Below are 13,648 nucleotides of genomic sequence, written 5' to 3'. Positions count from 1 at the left end.
AGTATTTCGCAGGCTTAGACCAACGGCGGCTCCCGGGCCTCTTCCACCCAGTGTTTCTACGTGCGTAGAGTCTTCACCGGACCTCCGAATGGCATGCGCACGCCATCCTCGTGCCATCCAGGGGTTCTCCCCACTCGCGCATCCCCCACCGAGCACCACCGAGCCATCGGAGGCACGTCATGCTCGTGCACAGATCCGGATCGGCCCGCGGACGGCGGTTCGCCGTCACCGGGATCCTGCTCGCCGCGTTCTCCCTCGTGTTCACCCTTCCCGCCGACGCCGCGTCGTCCGCGGACGTCCCGGCCCGCGGCTCCGCCCACATGGGCATGGGCGTCGCGGCCCACGACGGCGAACACGGCACCCCCGTCCCGGGCCGCGCGGCCCAGACCGAGGGCGTCGACGTCTCCAGCCACCAGGGCAACGTCGCCTGGTCGACCCTGTGGAACAGCGGAGTCAAGTGGGCCTACGCCAAGGCCACCGAGGGGACGTACTACACGAACCCCTACTTCGCCCAGCAGTACAACGGCTCCTACAACGTCGGCATGATCCGGGGCGCCTACCACTTCGCCACCCCGGACACGACGAGCGGCGCCACCCAGGCCAACTACTTCGTCGACCACGGCGGCGGCTGGTCCAGGGACGGCAAGACGCTGCCGGGCGCGCTCGACATCGAGTGGAACCCGTACGGTGCCACCTGCTACGGCAAGTCGCAGAGCGGGATGGTCTCCTGGATCCGCGACTTCCTGAACACGTACAAGGCCCGTACCGGCCGGGACGCCGTGATCTACACGGCCACCAGCTGGTGGACCCAGTGCACCGGCAACTACGGCGGCTTCGCCGCCAACAACCCGCTGTGGATCGCCCGGTACGCCTCGACGGTGGGTACGCTGCCGGCCGGCTGGGGCTACTACACGATGTGGCAGTACACGTCGTCCGGTCCGACGGTCGGTGACCACAACAAGTTCAACGGCGCGCTGGACCGCGTCCAGGCGCTCGCGAACGGCTGACGCACCACGCGTACGGCGACGGCCCGGACTCCGCACGGAGTCCGGGCCGTCCCCTTTCCTCATCCGGCCGCGTCCGTCACGCCGCGACCGGAACCTCACGCTCCGCACCGTTGGTCGCCGGTGCGAGCGCCAGTTCCAGCACCTGGCGGACGTCGGTGACGGCGTGGACGTCGAGCTTGTCCAGCACCTGGGCCGGGACGTCGTCCAGGTCGGGCTCGTTGCGCTTGGGGATGATCACCGTGGTGATCCCCGCCCGGTGCGCGGCGAGCAGCTTCTGCTTGACCCCGCCGATCGGCAGGACGCGGCCGGTCAGCGAGACCTCGCCGGTCATCGCCACGTCGGTGCGCACCAGCCGGCCCGACAGGAGCGAGGCGAGGGCCGTGGTCATGGTGACGCCTGCGCTCGGGCCGTCCTTGGGGACCGCGCCCGCCGGGAAGTGGATGTGCGCTCCCCGGTCCTTGAGGTCGCCCACCGGCAGCTCCAGCTCGGCGCCGTGACTGCGCAGGAAACTCAGCGCGATCTGCGCCGACTCCTTCATCACGTCGCCCAGCTGACCGGTCAGGGTCAGTCCCGCCGCGCCCGTCTCCGGGTCGGCCAGCGAGGCCTCGACGTACAGGACGTCGCCGCCCGCTCCGGTGACCGCGAGGCCGGTGGCCACGCCGGGCACCGCGGTGCGCCGCTCGGCCGGGTCCTGGGCGGACTCGGGCACGTGGTGCGGCCGCCCGATCAGACCGCGCAGGTCGGTCTCGGTGACGGTGAACGGCAGTTCCCGCTCGCCCAGTTCGTGCTGGGCCGCCACCTTGCGCAGCAGCCGCGCGATGGACCGCTCCAGGGTGCGCACGCCCGCCTCGCGGGTGTACTCGCCGGCCAGCTTGCGCAGGGCGCCCTCGTCGACGGTGACCTCGTCCGCGTCCAGTCCGGCCCGCTCCAGCTGGCGCGGGAGCAGGTGGTCACGGGCGATGACGACCTTCTCGTCCTCCGTGTAGCCGTCCAGGCGGACCAGCTCCATGCGGTCGAGCAGGGCCTCCGGAATGGCCTCCAGGACGTTGGCGGTGGCCAGGAAGACCACGTCGGACAGGTCCAGCTCGACCTCCAGGTAGTGGTCCCGGAAGGTGTGGTTCTGAGCCGGGTCGAGGACCTCCAGCAGGGCCGCGGCCGGGTCGCCCCGGAAGTCGGAGCCCACCTTGTCGATCTCGTCGAGCAGGACGACCGGGTTCATGGACCCCGCCTCCTTGATCGCCCGCACGATCCGGCCGGGCAGCGCGCCGACGTACGTACGCCGGTGGCCGCGGATCTCGGCCTCGTCGCGGACGCCGCCGAGGGCGACCCGGACGAACTTGCGGCCCATCGCGTGGGCGACGGACTCGCCGAGGCTGGTCTTGCCGACGCCGGGCGGGCCCACCAGGGCCAGTACGGCACCGCCGCGCCGGCCGCCGACCACGCCGAGGCCCCGGTCGCCGCGCCGCTTGCGCACGGCCAGGTACTCGGTGATGCGCTCCTTCACGTCCTCCAGGCCCGCGTGCTCGGCGTCGAGCACGGCCTGGGCGCCCTGGATGTCGTAGGCGTCCTCGGTGCGCTCGCTCCACGGCATCTCCAGGACCGTGTCGAGCCAGGTGCGGATCCAGGAGCCCTCGGGCGACTGGTCGGAGGACCGCTCCAGCTTGTCGACCTCCTTGAGCGCGGCCTCGCGGACCTTCTCGGGCAGGTCGGCGGCCTCCACGCGGGTGCGGTAGTCGTCGGACTCCTCGCCGTCCTGCTCGCCGTTGATCTCGCGCAGCTCCTTGCGGACGGCATCGAGCTGGCGGCGCAGCAGGAACTCCCGTTGCTGCTTGTCGACGCCCTCCTGGACGTCCTTGGCGATGGTCTCGGCGACGTCCTGCTCGGCGAGGTGGTCGCGCAGCTGCTGGGTGGCGAGCTTGAGACGGGCGACCGGGTCGGCGGTCTCCAGCAGCTCGACCTTCTGCTCGGTGGTCAGGAACGGCGAGTATCCGGAGTTGTCGGCGAGCGCGGACACGTCGTCGATGGCCTGGACGCGGTCGACGACCTGCCAGGCGCCGCGCTTGCGCAGCCAGGCGGTGGCGAGGGCCTTGTACTCCTTCACCAGCTCGGCGACCTGGCCGGGCAGAGGATCGGGAACGGTCTCGTCGACCCGGGTGCCCTCGACCCAGAGCGCGGCGCCCGGGCCGGTGGTGCCGGCGCCGATGCGCACCCGGCCCCGGCCACGGATCAGGGCGCCGGGGTCGCCGTCGGCCAGGCGGCCGACCTGCTCGACCGTGCCGAGCACGCCGGTGGCGGCGTGGGCGCCGTCGATGCGCGGGACGAGGAGGACGCGGGGCTTGCCGGGCTCGGACCTGGCGGCGGCCTGGGCGGCCTCCACCGCGGCCCGTACCTCGGCGTCGCTCAGGTCCAGGGGGACGACCATGCCGGGCAGGACCACTTCGTCGTCGAGCGGCAGCACGGGCAGGGTGAGCGGTGTGAAGGCGGCGGACTCAGCAGCCATGATCTCCCCTTCGGCAGTCAAGTTGAGTTACATCGACTCAATGAAAGGGAGCCCCGGATTGTTCCCCCGGCCGTGTTCGCTCTGAGCGATCAAGCTCCGAGAGGTACGTCCCGCCTCTGGGGACAGCACCGTCGTACCGGCGGGCATTCCTCCGCCGGGGCGGGTGCCAGGATGGGCCGATGCCCCACACTACCCACGACTCCCCCGACGCGCCCGAGGTGCTGGACCGCCGCGAGGGTCCGTACGGCGAGGTGGTCCTGCGCCGGCACGGGACGTTGCTGCAGATCATCGCGAACGGCTGTTTCCTGATGGACACCTCCGACGGGCGTTCGGAGCGGCGCCTGGTCGACGTGGCGGCCGACGCGCTGGCCGCCTCCGGCGGACGGACCGCTCCGCACCTGCTCATCGGCGGTCTCGGGGTCGGCTTCTCCCTGGCACACGCGGCCGCCGACCCCCGCTGGGGCAGGATCGCGGTCGTCGAGCGCGAGGGCGCCGTCATCGACTGGCACCGATCCGGACCGCTGGCCGCGCTCTCCGCCGACGCGCTGGCCGATCCGCGCACGAAGATCGTCGAGGCGGACCTGGTCGCGTACGTCAATGAGACATCCGACACGTACGACGCCCTGTGCCTGGACATCGACAACGGCCCCGGCTGGACCGTCACCGAGGGCAACGACGGGCTGTACGCGCCGTCCGGACTGGCGGGCTGCGCACGGCTGTTGAGGCCCGGCGGGGTGCTTGCCGTATGGTCTGCGCAGCCCTCTCCGGAATTCGAAGAAACCTTGCGTAATGCCGGTTTCCAACAGGTGCGTACCGAAGAGATCCCCGTTGCCCGGGGCGTTCCGGACGTCGTGCACATCGGCGTCGGGCCTGGATAGCAAAGGCGCGGTGACTCCCCGTACGCTGCTGCTCTGACGCGGATCATTCAAGCGTCAAGCGCAGTCATGGGATCACCCCACGGATTCCGGAAAGCACACCTCAGGGGCGGGCGATGGAGCAGACACAGACCTCCCACAACGGCACGGCCACCCAGGGCGCCCAGCGCCGGGTGCTGGTGGTCGAGGACGATCAGACGATCGTGGACGCCATCGCGACCCGCCTGCGCGCCGAAGGGTTCCTGGTGCAAACGGCGGGCGACGGTCCGTCCGCCGTCGACACGGCCGAGGCTTGGCAGCCCGACCTGCTGATCCTCGACATCATGCTGCCCGGCTTCGACGGCCTGGAGGTCTGCCGGCGCGTGCAGGCCCAGCGGCCGGTGCCGGTGCTGATGCTCACCGCGCGCGACGACGAGACGGACATGCTGGTCGGCCTCGGCGTGGGCGCCGACGACTACATGACCAAGCCGTTCTCGATGCGCGAGCTGGCCGCCCGCGTGCACGTGCTGCTGCGCCGGGTCGAGCGGGCCGTGGTGGCCGCGTCGACGCCCCGCAGCGGCATCCTGCGCCTGGGCGAGCTGGAGATCGACCACGCACAGCGCCGGGTGCGGGTGCGCAGCGAGGACGTCCACCTCACCCCCACCGAGTTCGACCTGCTGGTCTGCCTGGCGAACACCCCCCGCGCGGTGCTCTCCCGCGAGCAGCTGCTCGCCGAGGTGTGGGACTGGGCCGACGCCTCGGGCACCCGGACCGTGGACAGTCACATCAAGGCGCTGCGCCGGAAGATCGGCGCCGAGCGCATCCGTACCGTGCACGGCGTGGGCTACGCCCTGGAGACACCGACGCCATGAGCAGCGGAGGACGGGAAGCCGCCCGGAGGAGCTCCGGCCCTCGGACCGCCGGGGAGTCCTGGGGCGGCGTGCGCCCGTTCTCGATCAAGACCAAGTTGGGCGCGCTGGTCGTCACGTCGGTGCTGATCACCACCGGCCTGTCGGTGATAGCGGTGCACACCAAGACGGAGCTGCGCTTCATCACGGTCTTCTCGATGATCGCCACGCTGCTGATCACGCAGTTCGTGGCCCACTCGCTGACCGCGCCGCTGGACGAGATGAACGCGGTGGCCCGGTCCATCTCGCACGGCGACTACACCCGCCGGGTGCGCGAGAACCGCCGCGACGAGCTGGGCGCCCTGGCCGTCACGATCAACCGCATGGCCGACGACCTGGAGGCCCAGGACCTCCAGCGCAAGGAGCTGGTGGCGAACGTCTCGCACGAGCTGCGCACCCCGATCGCGGGCCTGCGCGCGGTGCTGGAGAACATCGTCGACGGCATCACCGAGGCCGACCCGGAGACCATGCGCACGGCGCTCGGGCAGACCGAGCGGCTCGGCCGGCTGGTGGAGACGCTCCTTGACCTCTCCCGCCTGGACAACGGCGTCATACCGCTGCGCAAGCGGCGCTTCGAGGTGTGGCCGTACCTGTCGGGCGTGCTGAAGGAGGCCAACATGGTCGCCTCCGCGCGTGCGGGCATCGCCTCGGGGTCCGGCAGCCACACCCGCACCGACGTGCACCTGGCCCTGGACGTCTTCCCGCCGGAGCTGACCGCGCACGCCGACCCCGAGCGCATCCACCAGGTCGTCGCCAACCTGATCGACAACGCCGTCAAGCACAGCCCGCCGCACGGCCGGGTGACGGTGCGGGCGCGCCGCGGCGAGCTGCCGGAATCCCTTGAGCTGGAGGTTCTCGACGAAGGACCCGGCATTCCGCGCTCGGAGTGGCGCCGGGTGTTCGAGCGGTTCAACCGGGGCTCGGTGTCGCGGCCGCACGGTCCGGGCAGCGACGGCGGCACCGGTCTGGGCCTCGCGATCGCGCGCTGGGCGGTGGATCTGCACGGCGGCCGGATCGGGGTGGCCGAATCCGAGCGGGGCTGCCGGATCCTCATCACTCTTCCGGGCCTGCCGTCGACGTCCGGTTGACGTAGGGTTCGAAACGGAGCGTCAAGATCCACTGGATCCGCGCTGGCGGACACGTGTGATCAGGCACAGGCCCGCGCTGGAGAGGCGCCGGGCCGCGGCCTCCCGATCCCTCACGCAGCAGAACCTCGCTTGTTTCCCGCCATTTCCAGCGCCGAAACGCGGTCTGCGATGTGACTTACGCGACGATGAACGGGCCCAGTCTGACCTTCCGGGGTCGGTAGGCGTAGCCTTGATTCCCGCTGTCCACCATCTTGTGAAGAAGCGGAAGAGGGCGGTTCTCGCCGTGTCGCCACAGTCCCCCAGTAACTCGAGCATCTCGACCGACACCGACCAAGCGGGCACCGCGGGAAAGAACCCCGCGGCCGCGTTCGGTGCCAATGAGTGGCTCGTCGACGAGATCTATCAGCAGTACCTCCAGGACCCGAACTCCGTGGACCGAGCCTGGTGGGACTTCTTCGCCGACTACAAGCCCGGCGCGGCGGCCACCCCGACCGCCGCCGGCACCGTGACCACGGACGCCGGCAGCACGCCACCGGCCGCCGCCGCCCCGCAGGCGCAGGCCGCCGCCCCGGCGCCCGCTCCCGCGAAGCCCGCCGCTGCCGCCCCCGCGGCTCCGGCCGCGCCGGCCACCAAGCCCGCCGCCGCGCCGGCCACCAAGCCCGCCGCCGCGCCGGCCACCAAGCCCGCCGCCGCGCCGGCCAAGCCGGCCGCCAAGCCCCAGGCGAAGGCCGCCGCGCCCGCCAAGGACGCCGACGCCGCCCCCGAGGGCCCGGAGCTGGTCACCCTGCGCGGCCCGGCCGCCGCGGTCGCGAAGAACATGAACGCCTCGCTGGAGCTGCCCACGGCCACGTCCGTGCGCGCGGTCCCGGTGAAGCTGCTGTTCGACAACCGCATCGTCATCAACAACCACCTCAAGCGCGCCCGGGGCGGGAAGATCTCCTTCACGCACCTGATCGGCTACGCGATGGTGCAGGCCATCAAGGCCATGCCGACGATGAACCACTCGTTCGGCGAGAAGGACGGCAAGCCGACCCTGGTCAAGCCGGCCCACATCAACCTCGGCCTCGCCATCGACCTGGTCAAGCCCAACGGCGACCGCCAGCTGGTCGTCGCGGCGATCAAGAAGGCCGAGACGCTGAACTTCTTCGAGTTCTGGCAGGCCTACGAGGACATCGTCCGTCGCGCGCGTGACAACAAGCTGACGATGGACGACTTCACCGGCGTCACGGTCTCCCTGACCAACCCCGGCGGCCTCGGCACCGTCCACTCCGTGCCGCGCCTGATGCCCGGCCAGTCGGTCATCCTGGGCGTCGGCTCCATGGACTACCCGGCGGAGTTCCAGGGCACCAGCCAGGACACCCTGAACAAGCTCGGCATCTCGAAGGTCATGACGCTCACGTCGACCTACGACCACCGGGTCATCCAGGGCGCCGCCTCCGGCGAGTTCCTCCGCCAGGTCGCCAACCTGCTGCTCGGCGAGAACGGCTTCTACGACGAGATCTTCAAGGCGCTGCGCATCCCCTACGAGCCGGTCCGCTGGCTCAAGGACATCGACGCCTCGCACGACGACGACGTCACCAAGGCCGCCCGCGTCTTCGAGCTGATCCACTCCTACCGGGTGCGCGGCCACGTCATGGCCGACACCGACCCGCTGGAGTACCAGCAGCGCAAGCACCCCGACCTGGACATCACCGAGCACGGGCTCACCCTGTGGGACCTGGAGCGCGAGTTCGCCGTCGGCGGCTTCGCCGGCAAGTCCCTGATGAAGCTGCGCGACATCCTCGGCGTGCTGCGCGACTCGTACTGCCGCACCACCGGCATCGAGTTCATGCACATCCAGGACCCGAAGCAGCGCAAGTGGATCCAGGACCGCATCGAGCGCTCGCACACCAAGCCGGAGCGCGAGGAGCAGCTGCGCATCCTGCGCCGGCTGAACGCCGCCGAGGCGTTCGAGACGTTCCTGCAGACCAAGTACGTCGGCCAGAAGCGGTTCTCCCTGGAGGGCGGCGAGTCCGTCATCCCGCTGCTCGACGCGGTCATCGACTCGGCGGCCGAGTCCCGCCTGGACGAGGTCGTCATCGGCATGGCCCACCGCGGCCGGCTGAACGTGCTGGCGAACGTGGTCGGCAAGTCGTACGCGCAGATCTTCCGCGAGTTCGAGGGCAACCTCGACCCGAAGTCGATGCACGGCTCCGGCGACGTGAAGTACCACCTGGGCGCCGAGGGCACCTTCACCGGCCTGGACGGCGAGCAGATCGCGGTCTCGCTGGTCGCCAACCCCTCGCACCTGGAGGCGGTGGACCCGGTCCTGGAGGGCGTCTCGCGCGCCAAGCAGGACATCATCAACAAGGGCGGCACGGACTTCACCGTCCTGCCGGTGGCGATCCACGGCGACGCGGCCTTCGCGGGCCAGGGCGTGGTCGCCGAGACCCTGAACATGTCGCAGCTGCGCGGCTACCGCACCGGCGGCACGGTCCACGTCGTCATCAACAACCAGGTCGGCTTCACCGCCGCCCCGGAGTCCTCGCGCTCCTCGATGTACGCCACCGACGTGGCCCGCATGATCGAGGCCCCGATCTTCCACGTGAACGGCGACGACCCGGAGGCCGTGGTCCGCGTCGCGCGGCTCGCCTTCGAGTTCCGCCAGGCGTTCAACAAGGACGTGGTGATCGACCTCATCTGCTACCGCCGCCGCGGTCACAACGAGACCGACAACCCGGCCTTCACCCAGCCGCTGATGTACGACCTGATCGACAAGAAGCGCTCGGTGCGCAAGCTGTACACCGAGTCCCTCATCGGTCGCGGCGACATCACCCTGGAAGAGGCCGAGCAGGCGCTGCAGGACTACCAGGGCCAGCTGGAGAAGGTCTTCACCGAGGTCCGCGAGGCCGTCTCCCAGCCGGCGGCCGCGGAGCCCTCGGAGCCGCAGGCGGAGTTCCCGGTCGCCGTGAACACCGCGATCAGCGCGGAGACCGTCAAGCGCATCGCCGAGTCCCAGGTCAACATCCCCGACCACATCACCGTGCACCCGCGGCTGCTGCCGCAGCTGCAGCGCCGCGCGGCGATGGTCGAGGACGGCACCATCGACTGGGGCATGGGCGAGACCCTCGCCGTCGGCTCCCTCCTGCTGGACGGCGTGCCGGTCCGGCTGACCGGCCAGGACTCGCAGCGCGGCACCTTCGGCCAGCGCCATGCGGTCGTCATCGACCGTGAGACCGGCGACGAGTTCACGCCGCTGCTCTACCTGTCCGAGGACCAGTCCCGGTACAACGTCTACAACTCCCTGCTCTCCGAGTACGCGGTGATGGGCTTCGAGTACGGCTACTCGCTGGCCCGCCCGGACGCGCTGGTGATGTGGGAGGCGCAGTTCGGCGACTTCGTCAACGGCGCGCAGACGGTCGTGGACGAGTTCATCTCCTCGGCCGAGCAGAAGTGGAACCAGACCTCCGGCGTCACGCTCCTGCTGCCGCACGGCTACGAGGGCCAGGGCCCGGACCACTCCTCGGCCCGGCCGGAGCGCTTCCTCCAGCTGTGCGCGCAGAACAACATGACGGTCGCGATGCCGACCCTGCCGTCGAACTACTTCCACCTCCTGCGGTGGCAGGTGCACAACCCGCACCACAAGCCGCTGGTGGTCTTCACCCCGAAGTCGATGCTGCGCCTCAAGGCGGCGGCCTCGAAGGCGGAGGAGTTCACGACGGGCCAGTTCCGCCCGGTCATCGGCGACGACTCGGTCGACCCGGCCGCCGTCAAGAAGGTCGTCTTCTGCTCCGGCAAGGTCTACTACGACCTCGACGCCGAGCGGAAGAAGCGCGGCGCGACGGACACGGCCATCCTCCGCATCGAGCGCCTGTACCCGCTGCCGGGTGCCGAGCTCCAGGCGGAGATCGCCAAGTACCCGAACGCCGAGAAGTACCTGTGGACCCAGGAGGAGCCGGCGAACCAGGGCTTCTGGCCGTTCATCGCGCTCAACCTGATCGACCACCTGGACCTGGCGGTCGGCGCCGACGTCCCGCACGGTGAGCGCCTGCGCCGCATCTCGCGGCCGCACGGCTCGTCCCCGGCCGTCGGTTCCGCCAAGCGGCACCAGGCCGAGCAGGAGCAGCTGATGCGTGAGGTGTTCGAGGCCTGAGCCTCTGCCGCCGACCACGGCCGCACCTCGATGGGCCCGGCTCCGGAGACTCTCCGGAGCCGGGCCCTTCGGCGTCCGGTCCGCTCCATCTCTTCGCGATGTCAGGTGATCTGAGGTTCGAAGTCCCAGTACGGGCGGTTGCGGGCACGGGCGGAGAGGGTGTGCGTGTGCTTGGTCCCCAGTGTCGCGTCCAGGTCGGACAGTGCCTCCTGTTCGACCTTCTCCGCCTCCCGGCGGTCCCGCAGGCCGCGCAGGTCCGCCGCATGCGCGATACGGGTCGACAGCGTGAGCGGGTGCGTGCGCCCGAGCGACTCGATGGCCCGCGCCGCCGTGTCCCGGCTGAGTTCGGCGGCGCCCTCGGTGTCGCCCACCAGGTTCCGCAGCGCGGAGGCGTTCAGGGCGCAGCCGAGTGTCCAGGGGTGGCTCTCGCCGACGGCCTGCGTCATCTCGGCCAGCGCCTGTTCGACGAGGGCGTGGCCGTGCTCGCGTTCGCCGACGTTGCGCAGGATCAGGGCCTGGTTGACACGGGACCCGGCGATGAACGGGTGCCCCTCGGAGAGCATCATCTCGTAGCGTGCGACCACGGCCTCACTGACCTCGCGCGCCTGGTCGATGTCACCGTGCTCGCGGGCGTAGCAGCTCTGGCCGGTCGCGAAGATCAGCGTGAGCGGGTGGCTCTCGCCGAGGACACGCTCACCGCGCTCCAGGACACTCGCGAGCATCGGCCCCGGCTCCTCACCACGAGGGGCCTGTTCACCGGTGCGGTACCGGCACAGCGCGAGGTTGTACTCCGCCTTGAGGGTCTGCGGATTGTCGGGGCCCATCACGAGTCGGTTCTCGCGGACGTTCTTCACCTGGATGGACTCCGCCTCGGAGTAGCGGCCCAACAGGCGAAGGTCCACCGCGTAGTTGATCTCCGAACTGAGCGCCCACGGGTGGCGCGCACGCAGGAGCTGACGGCGCGCCTCCATGGTGCGCCGGTCCGTTTCCAGCGTTTCCCCGTAGCGGCCGAGCAGGCGCAGCGAGGTGGCCAGGTTGTTCTGCGCGCTCAGGGTCCTGGAATCCTGCTCGCCGATGAGTTCGCGGTAGGCCGCCAGGACCCATTGGGAGAGTTCCAGGGCCTCGTCGTAGCGGGCGAGGCCGCGCAGGTCGCCGCCCAGGCCCGCGGCGGCGCGCAGGTGGTCGAGGTCCTGCGGTCCGCGTTCCTCCCTGAGGTGCTCGACCGCGTCGCGGCTGAGGGTCTCGGTGCGGGCGTAGTCGCCCATGGCGCGCAGCAGGTTGGTGTAGTGGTAGGTCAGCTCCCAGATGCGCGCGTGGGTCGGACCGAGGAGGCGGCGCCAGGCGGTGAGGGCGCGCTCGCCGAGCTTGATGCCGGCCCGGTACTCGCCGGAGAAGTACATGTAGCGCAGGCAGTTCAGGACCATGCGCTGGACCTTCGTGTCCTTGCTCTTGAGGACGTCCGCGTACTTCAGGTGCGGCACGATCTCCGCGTAGCCCGGCCACAGCCGGGTCTCGGTCGGCCGGCCCGGATCGGCCGCGGCCAGGGCCCGCCGTACGACGTCGATGAACTCGCCGCGGTCGGCGTCCGGCATGTCCTTGTGCACGATCTGGTGGACCATGCGGTGCAGGTAGAGCGATTCTCCGGCGGACACCGGTTCGTCGAGGGACGCCTCGTGGGACTCCAGCCGGACCACCGAGTAGGTGCGCAGCTGGTTGATCGCCTTGTTCCACAGCAGCGGGTCGTTGAGCAGTCCGGCGAGCTGCTCGGGGAGCTCGTCGACGGGCATTTCCTTCAGCAGGCGTACGGGGATGAAACCCGGCGCGAAGAAGGTGCACAGGCGCAGGAGGTCGACGGACTCCGGGACGGTCTCCCGGAGTTTGTTCAGCAGTATCGACCAGGCGGTCTGGAAGGCCAGCGGGAAGTCCGCCGACACCTTCACCACGTCGCTGTCGATGCCGCCCTCCAGCAGGGCGATGTACTCGTCGACCGACAGGTCGGAGTCGTTCAGCCAGCCCGCCGTCTGGTCGAGCAGCAGCGGCAGGTCGCCCAGCGCCTCGGCCAGTTGGTCGGCGTCCGCCTCCGACAGGCGGGGGGCGCGGCGGCGGATGAACGCGACCGACTCGTCGCGGGGATAGACGCGGACTTCGAGCAGCTTGCTGTTGTGCTCGCTCCACTCGGGGTTGCGCGAGGTGACGATGACGTGTCCGGGGCCGGTCGGCAGCAGGTCCCAGATCTGGTCCGGCTCGTCGGCCCCGTCCAGGACCAGCAACCACCTCGAGTAGGGCTCCCCGCGACGGAGCGCGTCGCGTACGGCGCGCAGTCGCTCGCCGTACTCCTGACCGGTCCGCAGGTTCAGTTTCGGGGCGAGCTCGGCCAGTTGCCGCCGGTAGGTGACGCGCTTCTCCGCGTTCACCCACCAGACCACGTCGTACTCGGACCCGAATCGGTGCGCGTACTCGGCGGCGAACTGGGTCTTGCCCACTCCGGACATGCCGTGCAGGGTCAGCACGCCGGCGCCGGACTCGGCGCTCTGGAGGAGGTGGTAGGCCTCGTTGAACAGCGGCTCGCGGCCGGTGAAGCGGGTGTTGCGTCGCGGCACCACGCCCCACACGTCCGGCATCGCCGCCGGGAACCGCGGCGCGCGCCGCGACTCCGCCGGGGACTCGGCGAGCGCCTCGGGCGACAGGTCGAGCCGGTCCAGCAGGCGGCGCTCCGCCTCCTCGGCGCCCATGTTGGTCAGGGCGACCGGTGCCAGTACGGCCGCGGCGGCCGGGACCGCCGCCGTGGTGACCGACACGGCCGCGAACCGGGAGGGGTCGGGGGCGACGATCTCGCGCAGCGCCGCGTTCCACTCCTCGTGGGTGCGCGGTCCGAGCTGGAAGTACCACTCGCTGACGATGATGAGGACCCGGCCCTCGGCGAGCGTCAGGTCGCGCAGCAGGTCCACCAGGGGGACATCGGCCGGGGAGTCCCAGCGCAGCGGCACCACCCGTACGCCACGCCGCTCCAGCCGGTCCCCGATCCAGGCCGCCCAGGCTCGGTTGAAGCCTGCGAAGTGGATCGTGACCGTCTGCCTGGCGGTCCCCCTCTCGGCCGTCTCGACCGGCTTGCGAGCTCCAGACATGCAGTGGCCTCCAGCGCGTAGTACCACAAAATCC

7 protein-coding genes are annotated in these 13,648 nt (G+C 70.6%); 5 read left to right on the top strand and 2 right to left on the bottom strand.

The window, feature by feature from the left end:
* Window positions 1-179: 179 nt before the first annotated feature.
* Window positions 180-1,007 carry a lysozyme gene (locus ACZ7MF_RS05980; protein WP_471474742.1) on the top strand — a complete coding sequence of 276 codons (828 nt, stop codon included), beginning with the start codon at window positions 180-182 and terminating at the stop codon, window positions 1,005-1,007.
* A gap of 76 nt (window positions 1,008-1,083) precedes the next feature.
* Here ACZ7MF_RS05980 and lon read toward each other — a convergent pair whose 3' ends face one another.
* Window positions 1,084-3,507 (bottom strand): endopeptidase La, encoded by a 2,424-nt coding sequence (lon, locus tag ACZ7MF_RS05975; RefSeq protein ID WP_471474741.1) that lies wholly within the window; start codon window positions 3,505-3,507, stop codon window positions 1,084-1,086.
* Window positions 3,508-3,686: 179 nt separating this feature from the next.
* Here lon and ACZ7MF_RS05970 point away from each other — a divergent pair, with 179 nt between their 5' ends.
* The 4 genes from ACZ7MF_RS05970 (at window position 3,687) to ACZ7MF_RS05955 (ending at window position 10,489) form a co-directional block, all read left to right on the top strand.
* The gene (locus ACZ7MF_RS05970) at window positions 3,687-4,385 is read left to right on the top strand and encodes a spermidine synthase family protein (RefSeq protein WP_471474739.1); all 699 of its coding nucleotides are present in this window, start codon (window positions 3,687-3,689) and stop codon (window positions 4,383-4,385) included.
* A 113-nt stretch (window positions 4,386-4,498) separates the two neighbouring features.
* Window positions 4,499-5,233 (top strand): response regulator transcription factor, encoded by a 735-nt coding sequence (locus tag ACZ7MF_RS05965; RefSeq protein ID WP_003973686.1) that lies wholly within the window; start codon window positions 4,499-4,501, stop codon window positions 5,231-5,233.
* On the top strand, window positions 5,230-6,357 hold the full coding sequence (locus ACZ7MF_RS05960) for a sensor histidine kinase (protein WP_361004268.1): 1,128 nt from the start codon (window positions 5,230-5,232) through the stop codon (window positions 6,355-6,357). The genes ACZ7MF_RS05965 and ACZ7MF_RS05960 overlap by 4 nt, the downstream gene beginning before the upstream one ends.
* 283 nt (window positions 6,358-6,640) lie before the next feature.
* Complete coding sequence (locus ACZ7MF_RS05955; RefSeq protein WP_471474738.1) at window positions 6,641-10,489, top strand: multifunctional oxoglutarate decarboxylase/oxoglutarate dehydrogenase thiamine pyrophosphate-binding subunit/dihydrolipoyllysine-residue succinyltransferase subunit; 3,849 nt, start codon at window positions 6,641-6,643, stop codon at window positions 10,487-10,489.
* Window positions 10,490-10,590: 101 nt separating this feature from the next.
* Here ACZ7MF_RS05955 and fxsT read toward each other — a convergent pair whose 3' ends face one another.
* Window positions 10,591-13,614, bottom strand: a complete 3,024-nt coding sequence (gene fxsT, locus ACZ7MF_RS05950) for an FxSxx-COOH system tetratricopeptide repeat protein (protein ID WP_471474737.1) — start codon at window positions 13,612-13,614, stop codon at window positions 10,591-10,593.
* Between the last annotated feature and the right edge of the window lie 34 nt (window positions 13,615-13,648).

It is taken from the genome of Streptomyces sp. NPDC111628, assembly GCF_055635195.1.
This window is presented reverse-complemented; position numbering and strand designations above follow the sequence as displayed.